The sequence below is a fragment of the Streptomyces sp. NPDC085866 genome, from assembly GCF_044541035.1.
Classification (GTDB): domain Bacteria; phylum Actinomycetota; class Actinomycetes; order Streptomycetales; family Streptomycetaceae; genus Streptomyces.
Window position 1 is genome coordinate 35,188 of sequence record NZ_JBITSQ010000005.1, and the last position, 26,566, is coordinate 61,753.

Sequence of the window (26,566 nt, forward strand, 5' to 3'; positions counted from 1 at the left end):
CGGGCGCCCTTCGCCGTCCTCAGGCCCGGTTCAGCTCGAACCAGACCACCTTGCCGGTGCTCAGCCGGGTCGCACCCCACCGCCGGGCCAGCCGGTTGACCAGGTACAGCCCGCGGCCGCCCTCGTCCGTGGCCCGGGCCTGGCGCAGCCGCGGCAGCTGCGGCACGTCGTCGCCGACCTCGCAGCGCAGCACGTCGGTGCGCAGCAGACGGAGCGTGACCGGCCGGGAGGCGTAGCGCACGGCGTTCGTGACCACCTCGCTGACCAGCAGCTCCACCGAGTCCGTCAGCTCCTCCAGGTCCCAGCGGGCCAGCGCGCGGCGGGCCAGCCGACGGGCCTGGCCGGGGGCCGTCTCCTCCGGATCCAGGGTCCAGTACGCCACGTCGCTCGGCGCGATCCCGTCGAAGCGGGCCGCGAGCAGCGCGATGTCGTCGTCCCGGTCGCCCGGGCCCAGCATGTCCAGCACCTCGTCGCACAGGGCCTCGAGCGGCGGCGGATGGTCCGGACCGGTCAACTGGGCCGTCGCGGCCAGCCGTTCGCGCAGTTGCTCTATGCCGGTCCACACGTCCCGCAGCCGGGACTCCACCAGGCCGTCGGTGTACAGCAGCAGCGTCGCCCCGGCCGGCGCGTCCAGCTCGACCGCCTCGAAGTCCACCCCGCCGACACCGATCGGCGCGCCCGGCGGCACCCTGAGCACCTCCGCGCGGCCGCCCAGATGCAGCAGAACGGGTGGCGGATGACCGGCGTTGGCGATGGTGATGCGGTGCGTGACCGGGTCGTAGACGGCGTACAGGCAGGTCGCCATGCGGTCCGTGCCCAGCCGCTGCGCCTGCTCGTCCAGGTGGTGCAGCACCTCCTGCGGGGGCAGGTCGAGCCCGGCCAGGGTCTGGGCCGTGGTGCGCAGCTGACCCATGATCGCCGCCGAGGTCATGGAGTGCCCCATGACGTCACCGACCACCAGCGCGACCCGGCTGCCGGGCAGCGGGATCGCGTCGTACCAGTCGCCGCCCACCCGGGCGGTCTCCGCGGCCGGCAGATAGCGCGAGGCGAGCCGCACCCCGGTCGGGCGGGGCAGGGTCTCGGGCAGCATGGTGCGCTGCAGCTCGTCGGCGATGTAGGCCTCCCGGCCGTACAGCACCGCCTTGTCGATGCCGAGCGCGCTGTGCGTGGCGAGCTGGGCGGCCACCAGCAGGTCGTCCGCCTCGAACGCCAGCCGCTCCGGACGGCGCAGGAACAGCGCTGCGCCGATCACCCGGCGCCGGCCGCGCAGCGGCGCGAGGATCGCGTGCTGCCCGCTCGGTACGACCGCCTCGCCGCCCTCGCCGAGCAGCTCGGGCAGCGCGGCCCGGGCGGCGGGTGCGTCGGCGAACACCGGCCGCACCCCGCGCAGCACCTCGTTCAGGGCGCCGCCCGGGCGCACCTCGCACAGCTCGGTCGTCAGCGACGACAGTTCGGAGAGTGCCGACGGTTCGGGCTCCGGCTCCGGGAACGGCGGGAGCAGCAGGCCCTCGGTGTCCCGTTCGTCCGGTATCCGGTCGGTACGGCGCAGCCGCAGCACCACCGGGCCGGTGGGCCGCTCGTCACCGACCGGCAGCGGGTCGCGCAGATAGACCAGGATCGCGTCCGAGAACGTCGGCACGGTGGCGCGGCACAGCCCCATCACGATCTCGTCCAGATCGATGCCACGGGCGATCCGCCGGGTCGCCGCGCCCACGAACCTGAGCCGGTCCCCGTCGCGCCGCATCGGCATCGGCCGCCCCGGCGGCAGTCCCCGCCCGGTACGGCGCTCCTGGCCGCCCGGCACCCGCTCCTCCTCGGCGCCCGGCTGCGGCGGAATGGCTTCCGGAGCGGGGCGCGGGCGGTGGGTGTCCGGTTCCGCGGTGGCGGGCTGGGAGTGCTCCGGGCCGTTGACTGGGGGCTCCTTCCCCTTGTTCCCCTTGCCGCAGGGCGCGGTCGTCCCCGGGCCGGAGGGCGGTCCGTCCGCCCGGGCCTGTGCCGGTAAGGCCGAGGTGCCGTGCGGCTTCGGGGTACGCAAGAGCGCCCCGCGGGCCTCCGCGGGGTCGGCGCCCGGCTGGGGGCGCTCGTAGGAGGAGGTGGGGTGCTCCGTCACGCGTGTCGAATCCATCCGTCCGGGACTGCGCGCCGAGCGCGCAGACGGTCCCGCCGAAATCCCGATACCCGGAATACGTGCCCCAGGAACGGAATTCCCGCGTGGTCAGAGGTTGTTCCTGTGCCGCCGAAGAACCCGCCCGGCCCAGGGCAGGCCCCGGTGGTGTTGCCCTCGTACCCCTTGCTCACGTCCTGCCGCCCCTCGGTGACGTCTGGTCAAGCCCGGCGCACGCTCCGGTAGTTACTGTCGCGCCCCCTTGCGGAGGACGATCCTACGGTTGTGGACCGGGGGCGCATCAAGGGTCTCATGAGGACACGTGCGCGGGCGTACGGTCCCAGTCCTCGGGGAGTGACGGTACCGCCCAGGAGGGGTCCGGGCGCCAGTGCTGCCAGCCGTCCGAGAACGGCGGGCCCCAGGCGCCGATCGCCTCCACCGCGGCCCGGCCGGCCGTCTGTACCAGCCCGGCGGTCGCCTCGTCCATCAGCCCGTCCCGCTGGGCCTGCGCGAACTCGTCCTCGTCGCGCCAGTGCCAACTGCGGTCCGGGTGCACCGAGATGTCCAGGAAGTAGTCCACGGAGTCCACACCGCCCGCCCAACGGGCCAGCGGCTGCTCCAGGTTGACGTACCAGTTCTTGAAGCGCCAGCCCGGTTCCCAGAACAGCCACACCGACCAGGGGTCGCCGGGCCGGGCCAGCTTCAGCACGCCCGTGCCGAACCACCGGTCCCGCTGCACCGAGCGCGGCTTGGTGTAGCGGGTCTCCAGTGGCTCCAGATGGACGGGCGTGCCGTCGGCCAGCACCGGCTTGACGCACTCGGTGCCGGGCGCCAGCCACACCGCGAGCAGCTCCTCGTCGTCCCGGACGACGGTGACGGGCCGCGCGATGTGGAGGTGCTCACCGGCGTTCTCCCGGTACCGCCACAGGATCTGGGCCCCGGGGGTCCAGTGCGTCGCAGGTCCCGCCGCCACTCGTCTCACCGCTCCGTCGTCCGTCATGCACAGATATTAGGTGCCGTAGGCATACGACGCTGCGGCGGGCGTCACGGTTCGACGGGGCGGCACCACTTGTTACGGGTGCGTCATCCGCAGGACATCCAGCGCCTCGTCCAGCTGCTCCAGGGTGAGGTCGCCGCGCTCCACGTACCCGCTCTCCAGCACGACCTCACGGATGGTCTTCCGCTCGGCCAGGGACTTCTTGGCGACCTTCGCGGCCTCCTCGTAGCCGATGTACTTGTTCAGCGGGGTCACCACGGAGGGCGACGACTCGGCGTACTCGCGGGCCCGTTCGCGGTCGGCGACGATGCCGTCGACGGTGCGGTCGGCCAGCAGCCGCGCGACGTTGGCGAGCAGCCGCACGGATTCGAGGACGTTCTTCGCGATGACCGGGAGCATGACGTTCAGCTCGAAGTTCCCGGAGGCGCCGGCGGTGGCGATGGTCGCGTCGTTGCCGATCACCTGGGCCGCGACCATGAGCACGGCCTCCGGGATCACCGGGTTGACCTTGCCCGGCATGATCGAGGAGCCCGGCTGCAGGTCGGGCAGCCGGATCTCGGCCAGCCCGGTACGCGGCCCGGACGCCATCCACCGCAGATCGTTGGCGATCTTCGTCAGTCCGACCGCGATGGTGCGCAGCTGCCCGCTGGTCTCCACGATCCCGTCCCGGGCGCCCTGTGCCTCGAAGTGGTCCCGGGCCTCGGTGAGCGGCAGCCCGGTGGCCCGCGCGACCTCCCTGATCACCTCGGCGGAGAACCCGGGCGGCGTGTTGATCCCGGTCCCGACGGCCGTGCCGCCCAGCGGCAGTTCGGCCAGCCGGGGCAGCGAGGCGCGCAGCCGCTCGACGCCGTACCGCACCTGGGCCGCGTACCCGCCGAACTCCTGCCCCAGCGTCACCGGAGTCGCGTCCATCAGATGCGTCCGCCCGGACTTCACGACGTCCGCGAACTCCTCGGACTTGCGGGTCAGGGAGTCGGTGAGGTGCTCCAGCGCCGGGATCAGGTCGTGGGTGACGGCGCCGGTGGCGGCGATGTGGATGGACGACGGGAACACGTCGTTGGACGACTGCGAGGCGTTGACGTGGTCGTTCGGGTGCACGTCCCGGCCGAGCCGCTCAGTGGCGAGGGTGGCGAGCACCTCGTTGGTGTTCATGTTGGACGAGGTTCCCGACCCGGTCTGGAACACGTCGACGGGGAAGTGCTCGTCCCACTTCCCGTCGGCGACCTCGGCGGCCGCCTCCTGGATCGCCTCGGCGACGTCCTTGTCCAGCACGCCCAGCTCGGCGTTCACCTTCGCCGCGGCCGCCTTGATCCGGGCCAGCGCCTCGATGTGCGCCCGCTCGATCCGCTGCCCGGAGACGGGGAAGTTCTCGACGGCGCGCTGGGTCTGTGCCCGCCACTTGGCGTGGGCGGGGACCCGGACCTCGCCCATGGAGTCGTGCTCGATGCGGTATTCGCTCATGCCGGTGTCAGCGATCGGGGCGCGGCGGTTGTTCCGGACTGTGGGCCGCACGGGGCGAGGGGTGACCGCGGTCTGCTGCATTGGCACCACCGACGTCACCGGGTCGGGGGACTGCTCCACCGGCCACCAGGCCGGACATCACGGATAAATGTGACTATCACCCCAAGGTGACAGGGCGATTCCCCGCCGTCACCACGGCTGGCAGGAGGACCAATCGATGCACTTCACTCCGAAGCGCCTGCTCGGCGCCACCGCGGCGGTGTCCATAGGCGCGGCGGCTCTGCTGGGCGCGGGCGCCGGCACCGCCGGTGCCGCCGGCAGGGCCTACTGCGACCGCGCCGAACGGCCCGTCTTCCGCGGCGACCCCAGCCGCAACGTGACCGGCCACGGCTGCAGCATGCCGTCCAACGGGCGTCGCTGGTACACCGTCGAGATCGACACCCTCGTGGAGCCCCACCACAAGACGGAGTATCTGAACGGACCGGTCGACCGGACCGAGACGCTGCACGACAGAACCATCAGGTGCATGGGCTACACCACCAGAGGCGACACCGTGAACTGGTTCGGCTGCGTACCCCACTGACGGATGGGCCGAGGTCGGTCCGGAGAGGTCCGGCGCCGGGCGGCCGCGTCCCCGACGGGATGCGCCGGCCGCCCGGCCGGATCCGGCGGACGGACCCCGTCCGCCGATCAGGCCAGCCCCGGCCCCCGCACCGGAATCGAGGTGAACGTCGGCTGGGGCGCCGGGTCCTGGAAGAAGTCGTTGCCCTTGTCGTCCACGACGATGAACGCGGGGAAGTCCTCGACCTCGATCTTCCAGACGGCCTCCATGCCCAGCTCCTCGTACTCGAGGACCTCGACCTTCTTGATGCAGTCCTGGGCGAGCCGGGCGGCCGGGCCGCCGATCGAGCCGAGGTAGAAGCCGCCGTGCGTGCCACAGGCGTCGGTGACCTGCTTGCTGCGGTTGCCCTTGGCGAGCATCACCTTGGAGCCCCCCGCCGCCTGGAACTGCTCGACGTAGGAGTCCATGCGGCCGGCCGTGGTCGGGCCGAAGGAACCGGACGCGTAACCCTCGGGGGTCTTGGCCGGGCCCGCGTAATAGACCGGGTGGTCCTTCAGGTACTGCGGCATCTCCTCGCCCGCGTCCAGACGCTCCTTGATCTTGGCGTGCGCGATGTCGCGGGCCACGACCAGCGGGCCGGTCAGGGACAGCCGGGTCTTGACCGGGTACTTGGTCAGCTCGGCGAGGATCGTGTCCATCGGCTGGTTGAGGTCGATCTCGACCACGTCGGAGGACTCCGCGGCGGAGCCGCTGTCAGATTCAGTGAGGTGCGCGTCCGTGGTCTCCGGCAGGAAGCGCGCCGGGTCCGTCTCCAGCTGCTCCAGGAACACGCCCTCGGCGGTGATCTTGGCGACGGCCTGGCGGTCGGCGGAGCAGGAGACGGCGATCGCGACCGGGCAGGAGGCGCCGTGGCGGGGCAGGCGGACCACCCGGACGTCGTGGCAGAAGTACTTGCCGCCGAACTGCGCGCCGATGCCGATCTTCTGCGTCAGCTCGAAGACCTTCTGCTCCAGCTGCTTGTCCCGGAAGCCGTGGCCCAGCTCCGAGCCCTCGGCCGGGATCTCGTCCAGGTAGTGCGCGGAGGCGTACTTCGCGGTCTTCAGCGCGTACTCGGCGCTCGTACCGCCGACGACGATCGCCAGGTGGTACGGCGGGCAGGCGGCCGTGCCGAGCGAACGGATCTTCTCCTCCAGGAACTTCATCATGGAGGCCTCGTTCAGGACGGCCTTCGTCTCCTGGTAGAGGAAGGACTTGTTGGCCGAGCCGCCGCCCTTCGCCATGAACAGGAACTTGTAGGCGCCGCCGTCGGTCGCGTACAGCTCGATCTGGGCCGGCAGGTTGGAGCCGGTGTTCTTCTCCTCCCACATGGTGAGCGGAGCCATCTGCGAGTAGCGCAGGTTCAGCTTGGTGTAGGCGTCGTAGATGCCGTGCGACAGGGCCTTCTCGTCCGCACCTTCGGTCAGGACGTTCTGGCCGCGCTTGCCCATGACGATCGCCGTGCCGGTGTCCTGGCACATCGGCAGCACGCCCGCCGCCGCGATGTTCGCGTTCTTCAGCAGGTCGAGCGCGACGAACTTGTCGTTGCTCGACGCCTCCGGGTCGTCGATGATGCGGCGCAGCTGCGCCAGGTGGGCCGGGCGCAGGTAGTGCTGGATGTCGTGGATGGCCTCCGCGGCCAGCTTGCGCAGCGCCTCCGGCTCCACCTTGAGGAACGTCCGCCCGTCCGGTCCCTCGACGGTGGACACGCCCTCCGAGGTCACCAGCCGGTACGGGGTGGTGTCCTCGCCCTGGGGAAGCAGATCGGTGTACGCGAACTCAGGCATCTCAGCCCATTCCTCACTCTGACGGACGGCCGCCCGCCGACGCTGGCGGGCCTCACCAGCGTAGAACCTGCCACCGACACGGAACCTGTGAGGTAAGGCTCAGTTCCGGGACACGCGGGTCGCCTCGGCCCCTAGTCGCGATCTATCGCGTTTCGGTACGCTGCTGTCGTGGACCTTCAGAAGCACGCCCAGCCCCAGGACGGCGCGCCGCGCGTGTCCGAACTGCGCGCCTCGGACGCCGACCGTGACCGTGTCGCCGACATCCTCCGCGAGGCCCTGGCCGAGGGCCGGCTGACCGCGGACGAGCACGCCGAGCGTGTGGAGGGGGTGCTGCACGCCAAGACGGTCGGCGAGCTGGAGGTCTTCATCCGCGACCTCCCGGCCGCCCACCAGCAGCCCGCGCCCCCGGCCTACACGCCCGTGCCGCCGCGCCCCGCACCCGGCGCGATCCCCGCCGAGGCCGACGCCAACGTGGTGGCCGTCTTCAGCAGCGCGGTGCGCCGGGGCCGCTGGCGCGCGGGCCGCCGGCTGCACGCGTACTCGATCTTCGGCTCGGTCGAGATCGACCTGAGCGAGGCGATCTTCGAGTACCAGCAGGTCGTGATCAAGGCCGTCTCGGTCTTCGGTGACGTCCAGATCCGCGTCCCCGAGAACGTCTCGCTGCGCGGCACGGGCGGCGGTGTACTGGGCAACTTCGAGGTGGACACGCTGGATTCGGTCGAGTCCGACGCGCCCGTGGTCTATGTCGACGGGTGGGCCGTACTCGGCAACGTCGAGGCGCGGCCGAAGCGCGGCCGGCGCGTGGCGGACATCCTCGACCGGGTCCAGGACAAGGTCGACAGGAAGCTGCGCAAACACCTGGACCGTTGACGCTCGCGAATCCGCCGGTGACCGGAGGGCCGCGGACCCACCGCTGAGGGTGCCCGGGGGCGTGAACAAGCCGCCGCGCGCCTGCGGTTGGAAACGCTGTGCATAGGCGCGCGCACAGCGGGTAGGCCTTGCTGCATCGTCGCTCACTCGCGAAGCCGTCGTCAGGAGTAGACCGTGCTGCAACCGCCGCATTCGTCCTTGCAGGTCGCTGCCGTTCCGGCCCAGCGGGTGCCCGCGCGGGACCGGGACCAAGACGCACCCTGGCACACCGAGGCGGTGTGTCGGCGGGACGAGGCCGGTCTCTTCTTCGCCCCGTCCAAGGAGCCGACGGCCGCCCGACTGTCCCGCGAGGAGGCGGCCAAGCGCGTCTGCGCGCGCTGTCCGGTCATGGTCGAGTGCCGCGAACACGCCCTGCTCCAGCCCGAACCGTACGGCGTCTGGGGCGGCCTGACGGCGGCGGAACGCCGAGTGGTCCTGGCCAGGCGGCGCAGGCGCGAGGTGGAACTGAAGAAGGCGGCACGCGCGACGGCGAACCGCATAGCCGGTTGATCCTCGGCAAGGGGCGCCCCCTCCGCACCGGGGGCGCTTCCTCACCTGGGAGCGCGGGGAACTGCGCGGTCAACCACGACGGACTCGCACCCGCCGGCGAACGCGCAGCCCCCTCCCGCTAGGCGCTACTTCGCCCGATCGAAGTCGATCGCGCTGTAAGCACGCAGCTTGCTCAGCCGGTGCTCGGAGTCGATCCGCCGCACGGTCCCGGACTTCGACCGCATCACGATCGAGTCGGTGGTGGCGGTCTCGGACCGGTACCGAACCCCGCGCAGCAGCTCACCGTCGGTGATGCCGGTGGCGACGAAGAAGACGTTCTCCCCCTGCACCAGGTCCTCGGTGGTCAGCACCCGGTCCAGATCGTGGCCGGCGTCGATCGCCCGCGCACGCTCCTCGTCGTCCTTGGGCCACAGCTTGCCCTGGATCGTGCCGCCCAGGCACTTCACGGCACAGGCCGAGATGATGCCCTCCGGCGTGCCGCCGATGCCGAGCAGCAGGTCGATGCCCGTGCCCTCGCGCAGCGCCAGGATGGAGCCGGCCACATCGCCGTCGGAGATCAGCTTGATGCGCGCGCCGGCCTCCCGGACCTCCTTGATGATGCCCTCGTGCCGCGGCCGGTCCAGGATGACGACGGTGACGTCCTCGGGCGCGGAGCGCTTCGCCTTGGCGATCCGGCGGATGTTCACGGCCACGGGCGCGTCGATGTCGACGAAGTCGGCGGCCTCGGGGCCCGTGACCAGCTTGTCCATGTAGAAGACGGCGGAGGGGTCGAACATGGCGCCGCGCTCGGTGGCCGCGAGGACGGCGATCGCGTTCGGCATGCCCTTGGCGGTCAGCGTGGTGCCGTCGATCGGGTCGACGGCGATGTCGACCTCGGGACCGGTGCCGTCACCGACGCGCTCGCCGTTGAAGAGCATCGGCGCCTCGTCCTTCTCGCCCTCACCGATGACGACGACGCCGTTCATCGACACGGTGGAGACGAGGGTTCGCATGGCGCGCACCGCGGCGCCGTCGGCGCCGTTCTTGTCGCCGCGCCCGACCCAGCGGCCCGCGGCCATCGCCGCGGCCTCGGTCACCCGGACGAGTTCCAGGGCGAGGTTGCGGTCGGGGGCTTCGGAAGGGACATCGAGCTCGGACGGCAGGTGATGATTCTCGGTCATCGGAGCGCACCTTTCTGATACGACGACGGCCGGATGAGGGTGTGCCTCCGACTCTATCGGTAGGTAGACAAAATGAGCAGGGGACCCCACGGATGAGCGCTCCGGGCACCTGCGACGATAGGGGGCGTGGCAGGTTCGAACGGCAAGCAGAAGACGGCCCGGGACATGATTCTCTCCCTGGGTCTCATCGGGATCGCGGCGGCGGTCATCTACCTCTTCGTCCCGCACGACGATCACGCGCCCGATCTCAAGCGGGTCGACTACCGGGTCGAACTGCTCACGGCGCGCCGCGCGGCGAGCTACCCGGTGGCCGCGCCGGAAGGGCTGCCCAAGACCTGGAAGGCGACCTCGGTGCGCTACCAGGGTGAGGACTCCGACCGCTGGCACCTCGGCTTCCAGACCCCCGACGGTCAGTACGTGCAGGTCGAGCAGTCCACGCAGAAGAAGCGTGCCGACTTCATCGACCAGGCCGGCCAGGGCGCCTCGGCGACCAAGCGGACCGAGAAGATCGGCGACCGCACCTGGACCCGCTACACCGGCGGCCGCTACGACGCCCTGGTCCTGGAGGGCACCCCCGGCTCCACGACGGTGGTCGCCGGTACGGCCTCCTTCGACCAGCTGACGACGATGGCGGCGGCGCTGAAGATGCAGTGAGCGCATCGCGCATCCGCGCGGAAGGCGCGGTGAAGGCGCCCGTGAGCGCACACGCAGGAGGCCCCCAGCGACGCTGCTGGGGGCCTCCTGCCGTACTGGGGCGACTCAGACGGTCGTGACGACGTCCTCGTAGGCCAGGCGCGGCGAGCGCGGGAACCAGGCGTCCGGGCCCGGGCGGCCGATGTTGACGACCATCAGCGGGGTGTGGTCGTCGTCCAGGAACTCCTTGCGGATGCCCTCGAAGTCGAGGCCGGTCATCGGGCCGGCCGCCAGGCCGGCGGCGCGGACGCCGATGATGAAGTACGCGGCCTGCAGGGCGGCGTTCAGCGCGGCGGCACCCTCACGGGCCGGACGCTCGCTGAAGAACACGTCCTTGGCCTGCGGGAAGTGCGGGAAGAGGGTCGGCAGCTCCTCGTGGAACTCGTTGTCCGCGGAGAGGATCGCGACCAGCGGGGCGGTGGCGGTCTTCGCCTGGTTGCCCTCGGCCATGTGCTTCACCAGGCGCTCACGGGCCTCGGGGGAGCGGACCAGCGTGATGCGCAGCGGGGACTGGTTGAAAGCGGTGGGGCCGTACTTGACCAGGTCGTAGATCGCCTGGACGTGCTCCTCGGACACCGGCTCGTCGGTGAAGTTGTTCGCGGTACGGGCCTCGCGGAACAGCAGGTCCTGGGCGGTGGGGTCAAGAACGAGAGACATGCGTGACTTCCTCAGGTGCGCGTCCGGTCCGGGGGTGCGACCGGCTGACGCACACGACCTTACGCAAGCGAAGTTCAACGTTCAACAAAAAGCGGGGTGTGGTGATCCGCTTCACAGCACCCCGCTCTTGCCTACTCGCTGTCTTCCTGGGCCTCTTCCTCGGCGAGCGCCGCGTCCAGCCGGGCCCGTGCGCCCTCCAGCCAGCGCCGGCACACCTTGGCCAGCTCCTCGCCGCGCTCCCACAGCGCCAGGGACTCCTCCAGCGTCGTGCCGCCCGCCTCCAGCCGCCGTACGACCTCGATCAACTCGTCCCGCGCCTGCTCGTACGAGAGCGCCTCATCCACCTTGCCGGTCATCCCACCCACCCTAGACATCAGACATCGACCCGTACCGTGAACTCACCCTCGGCGACCCGCGCCCGCAGCTCCTCGCCCTCCGCGACCTCCTCCGGGTCGCGCACCACATGGCCGTCGGCCTTCTGCAGCACCGCGTAGCCGCGCTTGAGGGTCGCGGCGGGGGAGAGGGCCACCACGCGTGCGTGCGTGTGCGTCAGCTCCGAGTCGGCGCGGTCCAGGAGGTGGCCGAGGGTGCGCCGGCCGCGGTCCAGCAGGGAGGCCACGTGGTCGGCGCGCTCGTCGATCATCCGGTGCGGATCCTCTATCGAGGGCCGCGCCAGGGCGTGCGCCAGGCCCCGTTGCTCCCGCTCGACGAACGCCTCCACGCACCGCCGGGCCCGGTCCCGCAGCATCCGCACCCGCTCGAACTCCTCACCCACGTCCGGTACGACCTTCTTGGCCGCGTCGGTCGGGGTGGAGGCGCGCAGGTCGGCGACGTGGTCGAGCAGCGGGTTGTCCGGCTCGTGCCCGATGGCGGAGACGACGGGCGTACGGCACTCCGCCACCGCCCGTACGAGCTGCTCGTCGGAGAAGGGCAGCAGGTCCTCGACGCTGCCGCCGCCCCGCGCGACGATGATCACGTCCACGTCCTCGATCGCGTCCAGCTCCTTCACGGCCTGCACGACCTGCGGGACGGCGTGCACGCCCTGCACGGGGACGTTGCGCACCTCGAAGCGGACGGCGGGCCAGCGGTGGCGGGCGTTCTCCAGCACGTCCCGCTCCGCGGCGGAGGCGCGGCCGCAGACCAGCCCGATCAGCTGAGGCAGAAACGGCAGCGGCTTCTTCCGCTCCGGCGCGAACAGCCCTTCGGCCGCGAGCGTCTTCTTCAGCTGCTCAAGGCGGGCCAGCAGTTCACCGACGCCCACGGGCCTTATCTCGGCGGCCCGCAGCGAGAGCTGTCCGCGCGGTGCGTACCACTCCGGTTTCGCCAGGACGACCACGCGGGCGCCCTCGCCGACGACGTCGGCGACCGCGTCGAACACCTGCCGGTAGCAGGTCACGCTCACGGAGATGTCGTACGAGGGATCCCGCAGGGTCAGGAACACGACCCCGGCACCCGGCCGCCGCGACAACTGCGTGATCTGCCCCTCGACCCACACGGCCCCGAGCCGGTCGATCCAGCCCCCGATCAGCCGCGAGACCTCACCGACGGGCAGCGGCGCTTCGGGCGACGTGTTCACAGCCATGCGGCGAGCGTAACGGTCCCCTCCGACACCGGACTCCGAAGCGCCGTCAGGGTGCGGACCGTCGCCGACTGCGGGCCCGTCGTGGCTGGTCGCGCAGTTCCCCGCGCCCCTGGGGAGTCGCAGCCCCGTCGGCCGCACACCTTCCGTAGCTGCGGGCGGTCGTGCCGCCAGGGCGGCACGGGGGTGTCGGACATGGGGACCGGTATTCCCCCGAAGGGGACGGGCACGCGATCTCCGGCCCGCCGAACGCACCCTTACGATGGGTGCCATGACCGCTTCGCCTGGCCGCCGTGTCCTGCTCGCCGCCCCCCGGGGCTACTGCGCCGGTGTGGACCGTGCCGTGATCGCCGTCGAGAAGGCCCTCGAACAGTACGGGGCCCCGATCTACGTCCGGCACGAGATCGTCCACAACAAGTACGTCGTGCAGACCCTGGAGAAGAAGGGCGCCATCTTCGTCGAGCGGACGGAGGAGGTGCCGCCGGGCAACATCGTGATGTTCTCGGCGCACGGCGTCGCCCCGGTCGTGCACGAGGAAGCCAGGCAGGGCCGACTCGCCACCATCGACGCGACCTGCCCGCTGGTGACCAAGGTCCACAAGGAAGCCGTCCGCTACGCCAACGAGGACTACGACATCCTCCTGATCGGCCACGAGGGCCACGAGGAGGTCATCGGCACCTCCGGCGAGGCCCCCGACCACATCCAGCTGGTCGACGGCCCCGAGGACGTCGCCAAGGTCACGGTCCGCGACGAGTCGAAGGTCGTCTGGCTGTCCCAGACCACCCTCTCCGTGGACGAGACCATGGAGACCGTCGACGCCCTGAAGACGAAGTTCCCGGGGCTCGTCTCCCCGCCCAGCGACGACATCTGCTACGCCACCCAGAACCGCCAGCTCGCCGTGAAGCAGATGGGCGCCGAGGCCGAGCTGGTCATCGTGGTCGGCTCGCGCAACTCCTCCAACTCCAAGAGGCTCGTCGAGGTCGCCAAGCTCGCCGGCTCCCGCGAGGCCTACCTGGTGGACTTCGCCAGCGAGATCGACGAGGCCTGGCTGGAAGGCGTCACCACGGTCGGCGTCACCTCCGGCGCCTCCGTCCCGGAGGTCCTGGTCGAGGAGGTCCTCCAGTGGCTCGCCGAGCGGGGCTACGGCGACGTCGAGATCGTCAAGGCGGCCGAGGAGTCGATCACCTTCTCGCTGCCCAAGGAACTCCGCCGTGAGCTGCGCGACGAGGCGGCAGCCCTGGTCGCCGAGCGCGGCGGATCGGGTACGTCGGACGCGTGACCGTCCCACCACCTGGGGCGTGACCGTCCCACTATCCGGGGCGTGACTGTCAGTCGTCCGTCGTAACGTGGAGCCATGCAGATCTTCGGCGTGGACATCGGCGGATCCGGGATCAAGGGCGCTCCCGTGGACCTGGACAAGGGCGACCTGGCCCAGGAGCGGTGCAAGGTGCTCACCCCGCACCCGGCGACGCCCGAGGGCGTGGCCGACGGGGTGAAGCAGGTCGTCGACCACTTCGGCTGGACGGGCCCGGTGGGCCTGACCTTCCCCGGAGTGGTCACCGGCGGCGCCACGGTCCGTACGGCGGCCAACGTCGACAAGAGCTGGATCGACACGGACGCGCGCGCCCTGTTCAGCGGCCGGCTGGGCGGCCTGCCGGTGACCGTGGTCAACGACGCGGACGCGGCGGGCGTCGCCGAGATGCAGTTCGGCGCCGGCCAGGGCCGCAAGGGCACGGTCATCCTGCTCACCTTCGGCACCGGCATCGGCAGCGCCGTCTTCATGGACGGCGCCCTCGTGCCCAACACCGAACTGGGCCACCTGGAGCTGAACGGCCACGACGCCGAGACACGGGCCTCCAGCAAGGCCAAGGAGGACGGCGAGCTCAGCTGGGAGCGCTGGGCCCGCCGCGTGCAGAAGTACCTTGCGCACGTCGAGATGCTCTTCTCGCCCGAGCTGTTCATCCTCGGCGGCGGGGTGAGCCGCAAGGCGGACAAGTTCCTGCACCTCATCGACGGCGTCAAGGCCGAGATCGTGCCCGCCCAGCTGCAGAACAACGCGGGGATCGTCGGAGCGGCGATGCGCGCGGCGCACGACCACCCGGGATAGCGGAGCGGTGCTCAGGCGCGGCGCCTGCGGGCCCGCACCCACAGCACCCGGCGTACGAGCACGATCACTCCCGCGATCAGCGTCCCCCCGTACAGCCAGCCCGCCTGCGTGGCGAGCCCGGTGACCAGCCCCATCAGCCGGCCGAGCAGACCCCCGCCGCCGTCGACGGCGGGGAAGAGACCCACGGCGAAGGCGATCGGCACGACGACGGGTGCGGTGAGCAGATCACTGCCGCGCACCCACAGGGCGGTCAGCGCGCACACCGGCAGGAACAGCACGCCGTACAGCGTCAGCGACGCACCGAACAGCAGCTGGTCCAGGAACCCGAGCAGGATCATCACGACCGTGCAGAACAGCCCTCCGCCGAGCCCGGTGAGCCGCGGTCCCGGCACCTGGCCGGGGGGCACCGGCCGGGCGGTCCGTAACGGCCGTGGGCCCCGCTGCGCACCCGGCACGGGCCTGCGCTCACCGGCCGGCCGCCGTGCCTGTGGCGGCAGTGGCGCGCGGGGCGTGCCGCGGCGTGGTCCGTCGTTCGGGGGTCGCGTCCTGTGATACTCCACTGGACCAACCTAGGTCGGTTAATGTGCCGAATCGCCCCTCAGACACGCCGGTGAGGAGAGCTTGGCCAGGCGTTCGACGCTCCAGTGAGCCCGCCGTCGTCGACGCCGTAGACTGGTGGATCGGCCAGTGTCTCTGGCCCCTGGCAGCCCCTGGCCCCTCTCATCTACGGGAAGTCGCAACGTGTCGCTCACGATCGGAATCGTCGGCCTGCCGAATGTCGGCAAGTCGACCCTGTTCAACGCCCTGACCAAGAACGACGTGCTGGCGGCCAACTACCCGTTCGCCACGATCGAGCCGAACGTCGGCGTGGTCGGCGTCCCCGACGGCCGTCTGGCCAAGCTGGCCTCGATCTTCGGCTCCGAGCGCATCCTTCCGGCCACGGTCGACTTCGTCGACATCGCCGGCATCGTGCGTGGCGCCTCCGAGGGCGAGGGCCTGGGCAACAAGTTCCTCGCGCACATCCGCGAGTCCGACGCGATCTGCCAGGTCATCCGCGCCTTCAAGGACGAGAACGTCGTGCACGTCGACGGCCGGGTCTCGCCCAAGGAGGACATCGAGACGATCAACACCGAGCTGATCCTCGCCGACCTCCAGACCATCGAGAAGGTCCTGCCGCGCCTGCAGAAGGAGTCGCGGATCAAGAAGGACGTCGCGCCCAAGGTCAAGGCCGTCGAGGAGGCCAAGGAGATCCTGGAGAAGGGCGACACGCTCTTCGCGCACGGCATCGTCCAGGGCACCGAGCGCAACGAGCTGCTGCACGACCTGCACCTGCTCACGACGAAGCCCTTCCTCTACGTCTTCAACGTCGACGAGGACGAGCTGGTCGACGACGACTTCAAGAACGAGCAGCGCGCCCTGGTCGCCCCGGCCGAGGCGATCTTCCTGAACGCCAAGCTGGAGGCCGACCTCGCCGAGCTGGACGAGGACGAGGCCCTGGAGCTGCTGGAGTCCGTCGGCCAGCACGAGCCGGGCCTGGCCACCCTCGCCCGCGTCGGCTTCAACACCCTCGGCCTGCAGACCTACCTGACGGCCGGCCCCAAGGAGTCCCGCGCCTGGACGATCAAGAAGGGCGCCACGGCCCCCGAGGCGGCCGGTGTGATCCACACCGACTTCCAGAAGGGCTTCATCAAGGCCGAGGTCATCTCCTTCGGCGACCTGGTGGAAACGGGCTCGGTCACCGAGGCCCGCGCCAAGGGCAAGGCCCGCATGGAGGGCAAGGAGTACGTGATGCAGGACGGGGACGTGGTGGAGTTCCGCTTCAATGTGTAGCGGCTGACATGCCCCCACGTCGCTGATCTGGCAAACATGCAGGTCAGAAGGGGTCCCACCCTTCGGGGTCGGGCCCCTGGTTTTTCCCGTGCTGGGCGGATGGCAGGCGCGGCACGGGAGTCGGGGAGCGCGGTCAGGCTGAACGGACGTCGCGGAGAAGTCCCTCGGCGGTCCCGACCCCTTTCGTGTTTCCGTGCCGGCGTCTAGCTGGGCCGGGGTGGGGTGAGCTTGTCGAGGTCCAGGCTGATCTCGAAGGGCACCGGGCGCCGCAAGGTTCCTCGGAAGATGCCGGCGGGGGCGTAGGCGCCCGTCGGTTCGTCGAGCTCGTAGGCGTGGACGACGGGAGCGCCGTCCTCGTCCTCGATGCACCAGTAGTGCGGGATGCCAGCCTCTGCGTACTTGCGGAGCTTGACCGTCCGGTCCCGGTGTGCGGACTCGGGGGAGACGACCTCGATGACAAGTCGTACCTCGTCCGGTGCGAACCAGGTGCGGTCGCCGTCATAGTCGGCTGTCGTCAACAGCAGGTCCGGTTCCGGTCGGTTTCGTTCGTCGAGCTTTATGGTCATCTCGCGGCCGACTCTGACATCGGCGGGCACCTGCTCCATGAGGGCGACGGTGAGCATGGTGACGAGGTGGCCGTGCCACCATCGCTGGGGCGACATCATGAAGACGAGAGCTCCATCGATCAGCTCGGTATGGCGGGGTGCCTCGGGGAGGCGGTCCAGGTCCTCCGCGAACCAGCCTTCCTCGCGGGGTGGGCGCATCCAGTCGGGCAGTGCGGTCATGTCACCACGGTAGCGACCGGGCGGGGCCCGGGCCACGAGATCGTCAGCAGGGCCACCCCCCCCCATCGGTGGGAGGATGCCCGGACGGTGCGAGAAGGGCGGGGCGCGTGGGGCGGGGCGAGCGGGATGTGGTCGCGAGCGGGACGCGGCTGTACGCGGCGGCGCAGGCGGTGGCCGGCGACCACGGCCGGGCTGTCGAGGGGGTACGGGCAGCACTGAAGCCGATCCACGACGAGGCGGTGGGACGGGAGCTCGACGCCATCCCCGTCGCTCGACTGCAGGACGTCACCGAGGGACGTCTGCGGCTGGGGAATGTGGAGAAGAGCGGACTGCGCACGGTCGGACAGGTCCTGGAAGCGGGCCCCTACCGGTTGCGGCAGATTCCCGGGGTCGGCCAGCGGACCGTCGACCAGATGCTCGCCGCGGCCCGCCGGCTTTCCGAGGCCGCACACGAGACCGTCGCCGTCCACATCGACGTGGACCGGCCGGAGCCGAGGACCACCGCCCTCGTCCTGGCTCTGCACGTGCTGGTGGAGGCCGGCCCGGACGCCCGGCGCGCGGTCGACGCGGCCGCCGGACTGTCGAGACGCCTCGGGCCGCTGCTGGCCGACGCCCGGCCCGCCGCCGGACGGTTCCGGATGCTGCTGGCCGGCCGGGACAAGAAGGCCCGTGCGCTGGCGGCGGTCGCGGAGATCCGGACGCTGGTGCAGGAGGCGGAGCAGGCAGGCCTGCCCGAGCTGTTCGCCCAGGCGTCGGTGGATCTGCTGCGCGGGCCTTCCACCGATGTCGCGGCCTGGGTCGACTTCGAGCTTCGCTCCGCCGAGTACTACAGCCTGCTCGCCGAGATCTCCGGAGGTGTGCCCGACGCTGCCAAAGCCGAGGGATTCCTGCCGGACGAGATTGCCGAGCACGTCCGGAGCCAGCATCTGGACGACTCCCACCGGCGGGTTTCCCTGCGCGGCTACCAGGAGTTCGGCGCGCGGTTCGCCCTCGCCCGGCGCAAGGTGATCCTCGGCGACGAGATGGGTCTGGGCAAGACCATTCAGGCGATAGCCGCGCTGACGCACCTGGCCGCCGAGGGTCACAGCCACTTCCTGGTGGTGTGCCCGGCGAGCGTCCTGGTGAACTGGACACGGGAGATCGAGGCGCGCAGCACCCTGCGCGGCATGCTCCTCCACGGACCCGACCGGCACGATGCGTTCGCCGACTGGAAGGGGCGGGGCGGGGTCGGCGTGACCACGTTCGACGCGCTGCGTGGCTTCCCCGCGCCGGGTGGCGGAGAGGTCGGGATGCTCGTGGTCGACGAAGCGCACTCCGTGAAGAACCCGAAGGCCAAGCGGTCCCAGGCGGTCGCCCTGTGGGCGGAGCGTTGCGAGCGCGCCCTCTTCATGACCGGTACCCCGATGGAGAACCGGGTCTCCGAGTTCCGCAACCTGGTCGGGATGCTCGATCGCGGCCTCGCGGAATCCCTCGGCGAGCGGGACGCGCCCGTCGGGTCGGTCGCCTTCCGCAAGGCCGTCGCCCCGGTGTATCTGCGGCGCAACCAGGAGGACGTGCTGACGGAGCTGCCCAGCCTCCAGCAGATCGACGAGTGGGAGGAGCCCAGCGCCTCGGACGAGGAGGCCTACCGCGAAGCCGTCCGCGCAGGCAACTTCATGGCGATGCGCAGGGCCGCGTACCTGCGCCCCGAGAAGTCGGCCAAGCTGAACCGCCTTCGGGAGATCGTCCAGGAGGCCGGCGAGAACGGGCAGAAGGCGGTGGTCTTCTCCAACTTCAAGGACGTGCTGGGCGTGGTGCGGGAAGCGCTCCCAGCGGGTCCCGGCGGCACCCCCGTGTTGGGTCCGCTCACGGGGAGCGTCCCGGCCGGGCAACGGCAGCGTGTCGTCGACGACTTCACGGCGGTCGCGGGTCCGGCGGTGCTGCTGGCGCAGATCCAGGCGGCGGGCGTCGGCCTCAACATGCAGGCCGCCTCCGTCGTGGTCATCTGCGAACCTCAGATCAAGCCGACCATCGAGCACCAGGCGGTGGCCCGGGCCCACCGCATGGGCCAGGTCAGGTCGGTCCGGGTGCACCGCCTCCTGGCCACCGGCGGGGTGGACGAACGCCTGGTGAAGATGCTGGAGAACAAGACCCGCCTGTTCGACGCCTACGCCCGCCGCAGCGCCGTGGCGGAAGCCACCCCGGACGCGGTCGACGTGTCGGACACCGAGATCGCCCGCCGGATCGTCGAGGAGGAACAGGCCCGCCTGGGTACCTGACGGAACCCGGGGACGCCAGTCATTTCCGGCAGTGAACCCCCGCACGGCGTGTCGTGGAACTTGCGCGAGGGGTCGGCACGTTCGCACAATGAGTCGAAACGGGGGAGGTCTTGACATGCGAATTCGCATTCCTGAAATGCGTGCTCTCGGCAAGTAAAAGGGGAATCCCAGATTTCGCGGTGGCGTACCCGGTGAAAGGTGCTGCCGGTGAAATCGATGGGGGGCAAGTTCACTTTCTCGGGTATTCTCGTCGGTTGGGCCACCTGGCGGGACATAGGGATGGAAGTTCTGGGGGAACATCCGTGGGCGAGCGGCTCAGGTTCGAGGTACTCGGGCCCGTGACGGTGACGTCACAAGGCCGAAGTCTGCCGATCGGCGGTGCGCGTCAGCGAACGGTGCTCGCTCTGCTGCTGCTCAACTCGGGCCGGATCGTTCCGGTGGACACCCTCGTGGACGCCGTCTGGAACGACCACCCGCCGGCCACCGCCCGCACCCAGATCGCGATCGTGATCGCCGCACTGCGCAAGACGTTCAAGAGCCAGGGTGCGGCCGAGGACACCATCGTCACCGCCCACCCCGGCTATGTGCTCAGACCCGACGGCCACTCGGTGGACGTGCTGGAGTTCGCCCGGCTGGTGAAGACCGCCGAGACCGCCGTGCAGCAGGGCCGGCTCCCCGAGGCCGCCGGGGCCTACACCCAGGCCCTCGCGCTGTGGCGGGGTCCCGCCTTCGCCGGTATCTCCAGCTCCCTGGTCGAGGACGAGGCCGCCCGCCTGGAGGGCCACCGCCTCAACGCCTACGACGACGCCACAGCCGTCCAGCTGGAACTGGGCAACCACCACGACCTGGTGCCCGAACTCACCTCCGTGGTCCGTGAACAGCCGCTGCGGGAGCGGACCCGGCACCATCTGATGCTCGCCCAGTACCGGTCCGGCCGGCGCGCCGAGGCGATGGCCACCTTCCGGGAGGCGCGTGCCCAGTTCATCGAGGAACTGGGCATGGAACCGGGCCCGGACCTGCAGGGACTGCACGACGCGATCCTGCGCGACGACCCGTCGCTGGCGCCCGCACCGGCCGTACCGGCAAGTGACGCGCTGCGCGCCGACACCCTCGTCGTCCCCTCCGAACTCCCGCCGGACGTCCCGGGCTTCACCGGGCGTGTAGTGGAACTCGCGTTATTGGACACGCTGGTCGCGAGCCGCGACCGGCAGCACGGGCCCGCCATCGGGCTGATCACCGGCATCGCAGGGGTCGGCAAGACCGGTCTCGCCGTGCGCTGGTCGCACCGCGCCGCCCAGCACTTCCCGGACGGCCGCCTCTTCGCCGACCTGCGCGGCTACGACGAACACCACGAGCCGACCCCGGCCCGTGACGCGATGAGCAGGTTCCTGCGCTCGCTCGGGGTGCCCAGCGACCAGATCCCCACCGAGACCGAGGACCTCGTCGCGCTCTACCGCAGCGTGCTCGCCGAGCGGCAGGTGCTGCTGGTGCTCGACAACGTCCGCTCCTTCGCCCAGATCCAGCCCCTGCTGCCGGGCAGCGGCGGCTGCGCCGTGCTGGTGACCAGCAGGGAGCAGCTGGAGGAGCTGGTCACCTGGCCGCAGGACGCCCGGGTCCACCTCGGGGTGCTGCCCGGGGACGACGCCGTGGAGCTGCTCGGGCGGATCGTCGGCGAGGAGCGCATCGACTCCGCCCGCGCCGACACCCGGCGCCTCGCCGACCTGTGCGACCGGCTGCCGCTGGCGCTGCGCATCGCCGCCGCCCGGCTCGCCTCCAAACCGCACTGGACCGTGCGGCACCTGGTGACCCGGCTGGGCGACGAGCGGCGCCGGCTGGACGAGCTGAGCCAGGGCGCGGCGCAGGTGCGGGCCAGCTTCGAGCTGTCGTACCGCTATCTCCCGGACGACACGGCCCGGCTCTACCGGCGCCTCGGCCTGCTGGACGTACCGGACTTCGCCGCCTGGGTGGGCGGTGCGCTGCTGGACGTCGACGTGCTGGACGCCGAGCGGCTCATGGAGGATCTGGTCGACGCGCAGTTCCTGGAGGTCGTCGGCGTCGACGCGACCGGCCGGCTGCGCTACCGGCTGCAGAACCTGATGCGGCTGTACGCCCGCGAGCGGGCCCAGGCCGAGGAGCCCGAGCCGGAGCAGCGGGTCGCCCGGGAGCGGGCCTTCCGTACCTGGCTCGCCCTCGCCGAGGAGGCCCACCGGCGGGAGTACGGCGGCCACTTCAGCGTGGTGCACAGCCCCGCGTCCCGCCGCCCCCTCGACCGCATCCACACCGACGAGCTGCTCTCCTCGCCGCTGGAGTGGCTGGAGGCCGAGCGGCTGTCGCTGGTGGCCGCGGTGGCGCAGGCGGCGGAGCTGGAGATGGACGACCTCGCCTGGGACCTGACGGTGTCCGCCGCCGTGCTCTTCGAGACCCGGCACTATCTGGAGGACTGGCGGGAGTGCGCCGAGGTCGCGCTGGAGGCGGCCCGGCGCGGCGGCAACCTGCTCGGCCAGGCGGCCATGCTGCACCAGCTCGGCGGGGTCGCCCAGTCCTACCGGCGGCTGGCGGAGGCGCACGCCCGGTACACCGAGGCCATGGAGCTGTTCGAGGAGGCCGGCGAGCCGCACGGGCAGGCGCTGAACCTGCGGAACCTGTCGATCCTGGAGCGGTTCAGCGGCGACCTCGACCTCGCCATGACCCGGCTGGAGCGTGCGGGCGACATCTTCCGCACGGTCGGCGACGTCTCCTCCGAGGCGCACGCGCTGGACAACATGGCCCAGATCGAGCTGGAGCGGGGCAACACCGAGCTGGCGATGAAGCTGGGGGTCGAGGCCGTGCGGATCATGGAGTCGATCGACCGGGGCAGCAAGCGGGGCGTCGCGCAGACCATCCACCGGCTCGGCCGCGTGCATCTTGCCCGGTCCGATTTCCCAAAGGCAGAAGAAGCGTTTCTGCAGGTGATCGAGCTGGTCCAGGCCAAATCCGATCTGGTCGGTCTCGCCTATGCCCTGCTCGGTCTCGGCGAGGCCCGGCTCGGCGCGGGTGACGTGGACGCCGCCGAGGCGACCCTCTCGGAGGCCCTGGAAGTCGTCGAACGCATCGACAGCCCGCTCGTCGACGGCCAGATCAATCTCGTCCTCGGCGAGGCCCGTTGCCGCCAGGGCCGGCTCGACTCCGCCCGGGAGCGGGCGAGCGCGGCCCACGCCGTGTTCCTGCGCACGGGCTCGCCCCGCTGGCGTGCGCAGGCGGAGCGGCTGCTGTCCCGGCTGGACGAGGAGCCGGGCCGGAACGCCTCCGGCTGACAGTCTTCCCGTGCACGTCCTGTACCGCGTACCGCTGCACGTCCTGTTCCACAGCACGTCCCGTACCGCAGCACGTGATGTAGACGCCCAATAATCAGCCGATAAGGGACGTGCCTACTTTCGGCTGGGACAGACGTCAGCCGAAGTGTGGAGTACAAGATGCCGCCCGTTGCCAAGGCGCCTTCCTTCGCGGTGATTTCCGGGGCCCAGGTCCACCGGGTACTCGACGGCCGGTACCGGGAGGTGGTGGGCCTGATCGAGACGGCCTACCGCGTCCACGGCGCCGGTGACACCGTCAATCCGCCGTCCTACTTCCTGCGCTTTCCCGACCGCCCGGCCTCCCGCATCATCGCTCTGCCCGCGTCCATCGGCGGCGAGGTCCGCGTCGACGGGCTGAAGTGGATCTCCAGCTTCCCCGAGAACGTGGCCGCCGGACTGCCGCGCGCCTCCGCCGTGCTGATCCTGAACGACCACGACACCGGCTATCCGCTGGCCTGCCTGGAGAGCTCCATCATCAGCGCGGCCCGTACGGCGGCCTCGGCGGCGCTGGCCGCGGACGCGCTGAGCCGGGGGCGGGGCGAGCGGCCCCGGCGGGTCGGCTTCGTCGGCACCGGACTCATCGCCCGCTACGTCCACCAGTACCTGGCCGGTACGGGCTGGCGGTTCGACGAGATCGGTGTGCACGACCTGTCGGCCGAGCACGCGGCCGGATTCGCCGGCTACCTGGAGGGGGCGGCGGACGGCGGCCGGGTCACCGTGCACGAGAAGGCCGAGGACCTGGTCCGCGGCAGCGACCTGATCGTCTTCGCCACCATCGCCGGCACCCCCCACATCACCGACCCCGGCTGGTTCGGCCACCACCCGCTGGTGCTGCACGTGTCGCTGCGCGACCTCGCGCCCGAGGTGATCCTCACCGGCGCCAACTTCGTCGACGACATCGAGCACTGCCTGAAGGCCGACACCTCCCCGCACCTGGCCGAACAGCTCACCGGCGGCCGGGACTTCATCGACGGCACCCTGTACGACGTCCTCGCCGGCGAACGGGCCGTACCCGCCGACAGGCCGGTGTTCTTCTCCCCGTTCGGCCTCGGCGTGCTGGACCTCGCGCTCGGCAAGCACGTGTACGACACCCTGCACGCCTCCGGCGAACTCTCCGTCCAGCCCGACTTCTTCCACGAGCTGCGCCGCTACGGCTGAGCGCACTCCTGACCGGACCACCCCGAGGAAGGGGCCCCACCCGTGACCACCCTGCTCGACCCACCTCCCCACGCGGCCGGCGCCCGGCGCCGGCCCGTTGCCGTCCGCGTCGACGAGACCCCGCTGCCCCCGCACGACCCGCTCGCCCTGTACGACACCCTGCGCGAACGCCTCGGTGAGGGCGAGGTGTTCCTCCTGGAGAGCCTGGAGGCGCCCGAACAGGAGGGCGGGGACTCCCTCGTCGGCCACGGCCGGCTCGCCGAACTCCAGGTGCACGCCGACCGGGTCACCGTCGACGGCATCGCCCCGGTCGTGGACGCGCTGCTCGCCGCAGCCGACGCCCTGGACCTCGCCCCGCTGCCGGGCGGAGCCCGGGCGCTCGCCTCCGACGACCAGGTGTGGGAGCTGCTGCGGGCCGCCGAGCGCGCCTTCGCCGTCGAGACCGCGGTCCCCGCGGACACCTACGCCTTCGGGTTCCTCGCCACCGTCGGCTACGGCGCCGCCTGGCACATGGAGCGGCTGCCGCGGCGCACCGCCGACGGCGGACCCGACCTGGTGCTCACCCTGTTCCGCGAGGTCGTCCACTACGACGGCGCCGCCGGCACCGTCGCACTGCGCACCGCGCACAGCGAGGACTTCCCGCCCGCCGATTCCGGCACGGTCGCGGCGGCCGTCGCCCGGCTGCGTCCGGTGCCCGGCGCCGTACCCGAGGCGCCCGCGGCGCACGCGGTGCACGACAGCACCGACGAGGAAACGTTTCTGGAGAACGTCGAACGCTGCCTCGGGCACATCCGGGTCGGGGACATCTACCAGATCCAGATCGGCCACCGCATCGACGTCACCACCGACCTGGCCCCGCTCGACGTCTACCGGCGGCTCCGGCACCGCAACCCGTCCCCGCACATGTACCTCGTGCCGCGCGGCGGGACCACCCTCATCGGCGCCAGCCCCGAGGTGCTGTTCGCCACCCGCGGCGACCGGATCGTGATGCGGCCCATCGCCGGCACCACCCCGCGCAGCGGCGACCCGGCCGTCGACGGTCCCCGCATCGCCGCCCTGCGGGCCAGCGAGAAGGAGCGCGCCGAGCACGTGATGCTGGTCGACCTGTGCCGCAACGACATCGGCCGGGTGTCCCGGCCGGGCACGCTGGCCGTCGAGCGGCTGATGACGGTCGAGACGTACTCGCACGTCTTCCATCTGGTCTCCAGCGTCGAGGGGCGGCTCGCGCCCGGCGAGGACACCTGGTCCGCGCTGCGCGCCACCTTCCCGGCCGGCACGGTCACCGGCGCGCCGAAGATCCGTGCCATGGAGATCATCGAGGAGCTGGAGAGCGAGCCGCGGCGCATGTACGCCGGTGCCGTCGGCCTGGTCGACGTGCGCGGCTGGTCCCGGCTCGCGCTGTGCATCCGCACCGTCGCCCACGACGGGGCGACGTACTCCACGCAGGCGTGCGCGGGCATCGTCGCCGACTCCGACCCGCACGCGGAGTGGCGCGAGACGTTGCACAAGATGGGTGCCGCCTACTGGGCGCTGACCGGTGAGGAGCTGCTGCCGTGAACGTCCTGCTCGTAGACGCCTACGACAGTTTCACCCACATCATCGACCAGTACCTGCGCACCCTCGGCGCCCGCACCGAGGTGGTGCGCTCGGGGACCCGTACACCGGAGCAGCTGCTGGCCGGGGCACCGGACGCGGTGGTCCTCGGGCCGGGGCCCGGGCATCCGGCCGACTCCGGGCACGTGGAACTCGTGCACGCCTTCGCCGGGCGTGTGCCGCTGCTCGGCATCTGCCTGGGCCACCAGGCCATCGGGCTCGCCTACGGGGCCGAGGTGGCCGTCGCCGAGCGGCTCAAGCACGGCAAGACCAGCCCGGTCACCCATGACGGGGCCGGGGTGTTCACCGGGCTCGGCACCGAGGTGACCGCCACCCGGTACCACTCGCTGATCGTCACCGAGCCGCTGCCCGAGGAGCTGACGGTGACCGCACGGGCCGTGGACGACGGATATGTCATGGGACTCAGACACCGGCAACTGCCCGTCGAGGGCGTCCAGTTCCATCCCGAGTCGGTGACCACCCTCGGCGGGCTGCGGCTGCTGGAGAACTTCCTGAGGGGCGCGGCGACGGTGGAGCGGGTCGCTTGACGAGCGGAATTAACGGCACCGTGTGCGGAATTACCCGTACCGGTGCCGATTCCACTTCCGGGGCATCGGAATTCAATGGTCCGTATTCTCGGGGACCGCCTCTGACCTGCATGTATATCGTCGTTATCGCCGGGCGTGCGGGGGCGAAGCTCGGCCGATAATAAAGCGAAGCGGCACCCCCATAGATTTCTTGCTGTCGGAACGAACCGCAGCAACGAAAACCCAACGGGAGACGAAAATGCAGCTCGTCAAGACCGCTCGGAAGAACAAGCTCCAGGCTCTTGTCCTTGCCGCGCTGACCGCGGGCGCCGTTTTCACCGCCGTGGCCGGCGCCGACCACGCCGAGGCGCAGGAGCGGCCGGCCGCGGTCGCCGGGGGCGGGGTTCAGGCCGGTGTCGTGGTCTCCGGCGACGGCGTCACCGTGACGCTGGGCACCGGCGACGTGGACCCCTGGAGCTAGGCCGGGGCGACGGGCCGAACCACGGACCGAAGGAGAGTAC

Annotated in this window: 23 protein-coding genes; 13 read left to right on the forward strand and 10 right to left on the reverse strand. The window is 71.1% G+C overall.

The genetic code is table 11. The features are described 5' to 3' along the window. Positions 1-19: 19 nt before the first annotated feature. The 3 genes from ACIF83_RS13205 to ACIF83_RS13215 all read right to left on the reverse strand — a co-directional run bounded on the left by ACIF83_RS13205 (position 20) and on the right by ACIF83_RS13215 (position 4,562). Positions 20-2,110 carry a SpoIIE family protein phosphatase gene (locus ACIF83_RS13205; protein WP_393468444.1) on the reverse strand — a complete coding sequence of 697 codons (2,091 nt, stop codon included), beginning with the start codon at positions 2,108-2,110 and terminating at the stop codon, positions 20-22. A 304-nt stretch (positions 2,111-2,414) separates the two neighbouring features. Beyond that, entirely contained in the window at positions 2,415-3,104 is a 690-nt protein-coding gene (locus tag ACIF83_RS13210; protein WP_393468447.1) for a DUF402 domain-containing protein, read from the reverse strand. 72 nt (positions 3,105-3,176) lie between these two features. Beyond that, positions 3,177-4,562, reverse strand: a complete 1,386-nt coding sequence (locus tag ACIF83_RS13215) for a class II fumarate hydratase (protein ID WP_393468450.1) — start codon at positions 4,560-4,562, stop codon at positions 3,177-3,179. A 217-nt stretch (positions 4,563-4,779) separates the two neighbouring features. Between ACIF83_RS13215 and ACIF83_RS13220 the strand changes: the two genes are divergently transcribed. Next, complete coding sequence (locus ACIF83_RS13220) at positions 4,780-5,145, forward strand: hypothetical protein (RefSeq protein WP_393468452.1); 366 nt, start codon at positions 4,780-4,782, stop codon at positions 5,143-5,145. Between the two features lie 107 nt (positions 5,146-5,252). Here the strand turns inward: ACIF83_RS13220 and ACIF83_RS13225 are convergent, their stop codons facing one another. Beyond that, positions 5,253-6,947, reverse strand: a complete 1,695-nt coding sequence (locus ACIF83_RS13225) for a fumarate hydratase (protein ID WP_399726374.1) — start codon at positions 6,945-6,947, stop codon at positions 5,253-5,255. 168 nt (positions 6,948-7,115) lie between these two features. On the opposite strand from ACIF83_RS13225, the gene ACIF83_RS13230 reads away from it, so the two are divergent. Next, positions 7,116-7,817: a DUF1707 domain-containing protein gene (locus ACIF83_RS13230; protein WP_393468457.1), complete on the forward strand. Its 702-nt coding sequence runs from the start codon at positions 7,116-7,118 to the stop codon at positions 7,815-7,817. A 174-nt stretch (positions 7,818-7,991) separates the two neighbouring features. After that, a complete protein-coding gene (locus ACIF83_RS13235) occupies positions 7,992-8,366 on the forward strand; it encodes a WhiB family transcriptional regulator (RefSeq protein ID WP_319147745.1) in 375 nt (124 codons plus the stop codon). Between the two features lie 125 nt (positions 8,367-8,491). Here the strand turns inward: ACIF83_RS13235 and glpX are convergent, their stop codons facing one another. Continuing rightward, entirely contained in the window at positions 8,492-9,526 is a 1,035-nt protein-coding gene (gene glpX, locus ACIF83_RS13240; RefSeq protein WP_386579368.1) for a class II fructose-bisphosphatase, read from the reverse strand. A gap of 126 nt (positions 9,527-9,652) precedes the next feature. Between glpX and ACIF83_RS13245 the strand changes: the two genes are divergently transcribed. Further along, entirely contained in the window at positions 9,653-10,180 is a 528-nt protein-coding gene (locus tag ACIF83_RS13245) for a DUF4245 domain-containing protein (protein WP_393468461.1), read from the forward strand. Between the two features lie 105 nt (positions 10,181-10,285). On the opposite strand, the gene ACIF83_RS13250 is transcribed toward ACIF83_RS13245, so the two are convergent. The 3 genes from ACIF83_RS13250 to xseA form a co-directional block, all read right to left on the reverse strand. Continuing rightward, a complete protein-coding gene (locus ACIF83_RS13250) occupies positions 10,286-10,876 on the reverse strand; it encodes a malonic semialdehyde reductase (protein WP_399726380.1) in 591 nt (196 codons plus the stop codon). A gap of 131 nt (positions 10,877-11,007) precedes the next feature. After that, a complete protein-coding gene (locus ACIF83_RS13255) occupies positions 11,008-11,232 on the reverse strand; it encodes an exodeoxyribonuclease VII small subunit (RefSeq protein ID WP_393468467.1) in 225 nt (74 codons plus the stop codon). Between the two features lie 17 nt (positions 11,233-11,249). Next, positions 11,250-12,458 (reverse strand): exodeoxyribonuclease VII large subunit, encoded by a 1,209-nt coding sequence (gene xseA, locus ACIF83_RS13260; protein WP_398137710.1) that lies wholly within the window; start codon positions 12,456-12,458, stop codon positions 11,250-11,252. A 259-nt stretch (positions 12,459-12,717) separates the two neighbouring features. Here xseA and ACIF83_RS13265 point away from each other — a divergent pair, with 259 nt between their 5' ends. Continuing rightward, positions 12,718-13,734, forward strand: coding sequence for a 4-hydroxy-3-methylbut-2-enyl diphosphate reductase (locus tag ACIF83_RS13265; protein WP_393468472.1), 1,017 nt, complete (start codon positions 12,718-12,720; stop codon positions 13,732-13,734). A 75-nt stretch (positions 13,735-13,809) separates the two neighbouring features. Further along, entirely contained in the window at positions 13,810-14,562 is a 753-nt protein-coding gene (ppgK, locus tag ACIF83_RS13270) for a polyphosphate--glucose phosphotransferase (protein WP_393468475.1), read from the forward strand. Between the two features lie 11 nt (positions 14,563-14,573). On the opposite strand, the gene ACIF83_RS13275 is transcribed toward ppgK, so the two are convergent. Next, the gene (locus tag ACIF83_RS13275; protein WP_393468478.1) at positions 14,574-15,122 is read right to left on the reverse strand and encodes a DUF6542 domain-containing protein; all 549 of its coding nucleotides are present in this window, start codon (positions 15,120-15,122) and stop codon (positions 14,574-14,576) included. A 181-nt stretch (positions 15,123-15,303) separates the two neighbouring features. On the opposite strand from ACIF83_RS13275, the gene ychF reads away from it, so the two are divergent. Next, positions 15,304-16,392 carry a redox-regulated ATPase YchF gene (gene ychF / locus ACIF83_RS13280; protein ID WP_393468481.1) on the forward strand — a complete coding sequence of 363 codons (1,089 nt, stop codon included), beginning with the start codon at positions 15,304-15,306 and terminating at the stop codon, positions 16,390-16,392. Between the two features lie 203 nt (positions 16,393-16,595). On the opposite strand, the gene ACIF83_RS13285 is transcribed toward ychF, so the two are convergent. Continuing rightward, positions 16,596-17,177 carry a Uma2 family endonuclease gene (locus tag ACIF83_RS13285; RefSeq protein WP_393468484.1) on the reverse strand — a complete coding sequence of 194 codons (582 nt, stop codon included), beginning with the start codon at positions 17,175-17,177 and terminating at the stop codon, positions 16,596-16,598. A 107-nt stretch (positions 17,178-17,284) separates the two neighbouring features. On the opposite strand from ACIF83_RS13285, the gene ACIF83_RS13290 reads away from it, so the two are divergent. The 6 genes from ACIF83_RS13290 (at position 17,285) to ACIF83_RS13315 (ending at position 26,526) form a co-directional block, all read left to right on the forward strand. Further along, a complete protein-coding gene (locus tag ACIF83_RS13290; protein ID WP_399726389.1) occupies positions 17,285-19,435 on the forward strand; it encodes a DEAD/DEAH box helicase in 2,151 nt (716 codons plus the stop codon). 302 nt (positions 19,436-19,737) lie between these two features. Next, positions 19,738-22,728: a BTAD domain-containing putative transcriptional regulator gene (locus tag ACIF83_RS13295; RefSeq protein WP_393468489.1), complete on the forward strand. Its 2,991-nt coding sequence runs from the start codon at positions 19,738-19,740 to the stop codon at positions 22,726-22,728. A gap of 159 nt (positions 22,729-22,887) precedes the next feature. After that, entirely contained in the window at positions 22,888-23,925 is a 1,038-nt protein-coding gene (gene sbnB / locus ACIF83_RS13300; protein WP_393468491.1) for a 2,3-diaminopropionate biosynthesis protein SbnB, read from the forward strand. A 42-nt stretch (positions 23,926-23,967) separates the two neighbouring features. Further along, positions 23,968-25,482, forward strand: a complete 1,515-nt coding sequence (locus ACIF83_RS13305; protein ID WP_399726392.1) for an anthranilate synthase component I family protein — start codon at positions 23,968-23,970, stop codon at positions 25,480-25,482. Then, positions 25,479-26,066, forward strand: a complete 588-nt coding sequence (locus ACIF83_RS13310) for an anthranilate synthase component II (RefSeq protein WP_399726395.1) — start codon at positions 25,479-25,481, stop codon at positions 26,064-26,066. The genes ACIF83_RS13305 and ACIF83_RS13310 overlap by 4 nt, the downstream gene beginning before the upstream one ends. Positions 26,067-26,304: 238 nt before the next feature. After that, on the forward strand, positions 26,305-26,526 hold the full coding sequence (locus tag ACIF83_RS13315) for a hypothetical protein (RefSeq protein ID WP_398137703.1): 222 nt from the start codon (positions 26,305-26,307) through the stop codon (positions 26,524-26,526). Positions 26,527-26,566 lie beyond the last annotated feature (40 nt).

Bases quoted from the DNA above. Each gene is read 5' to 3' on its own strand.
- ACIF83_RS13220 (WP_393468452.1), top strand. From the start codon at position 4,780: ATGCACTTCACTCCGAAGCGCCTGCTCGGCGCCACCGCGGCGGTGTCC.
- ACIF83_RS13255 (WP_393468467.1), bottom strand. From the start codon at position 11,232: ATGACCGGCAAGGTGGATGAGGCGCTCTCGTACGAGCAGGCGCGGGAC.
- ACIF83_RS13285 (WP_393468484.1), bottom strand. From the start codon at position 17,177: ATGACCGCACTGCCCGACTGGATGCGCCCACCCCGCGAGGAAGGCTGG.
- ACIF83_RS13225 (WP_399726374.1), bottom strand. From the start codon at position 6,947: ATGCCTGAGTTCGCGTACACCGATCTGCTTCCCCAGGGCGAGGACACC.
- ACIF83_RS13315 (WP_398137703.1), top strand. From the start codon at position 26,305: ATGCAGCTCGTCAAGACCGCTCGGAAGAACAAGCTCCAGGCTCTTGTC.
- glpX (WP_386579368.1), bottom strand. From the start codon at position 9,526: ATGACCGAGAATCATCACCTGCCGTCCGAGCTCGATGTCCCTTCCGAA.
- ACIF83_RS13210 (WP_393468447.1), bottom strand. From the start codon at position 3,104: ATGACGGACGACGGAGCGGTGAGACGAGTGGCGGCGGGACCTGCGACG.
- ACIF83_RS13250 (WP_399726380.1), bottom strand. From the start codon at position 10,876: ATGTCTCTCGTTCTTGACCCCACCGCCCAGGACCTGCTGTTCCGCGAG.
- ACIF83_RS13215 (WP_393468450.1), bottom strand. From the start codon at position 4,562: ATGAGCGAATACCGCATCGAGCACGACTCCATGGGCGAGGTCCGGGTC.
- sbnB (WP_393468491.1), top strand. From the start codon at position 22,888: ATGCCGCCCGTTGCCAAGGCGCCTTCCTTCGCGGTGATTTCCGGGGCC.
- xseA (WP_398137710.1), bottom strand. From the start codon at position 12,458: ATGGCTGTGAACACGTCGCCCGAAGCGCCGCTGCCCGTCGGTGAGGTC.
- ppgK (WP_393468475.1), top strand. From the start codon at position 13,810: ATGCAGATCTTCGGCGTGGACATCGGCGGATCCGGGATCAAGGGCGCT.
- ACIF83_RS13265 (WP_393468472.1), top strand. From the start codon at position 12,718: ATGGGTGCCATGACCGCTTCGCCTGGCCGCCGTGTCCTGCTCGCCGCC.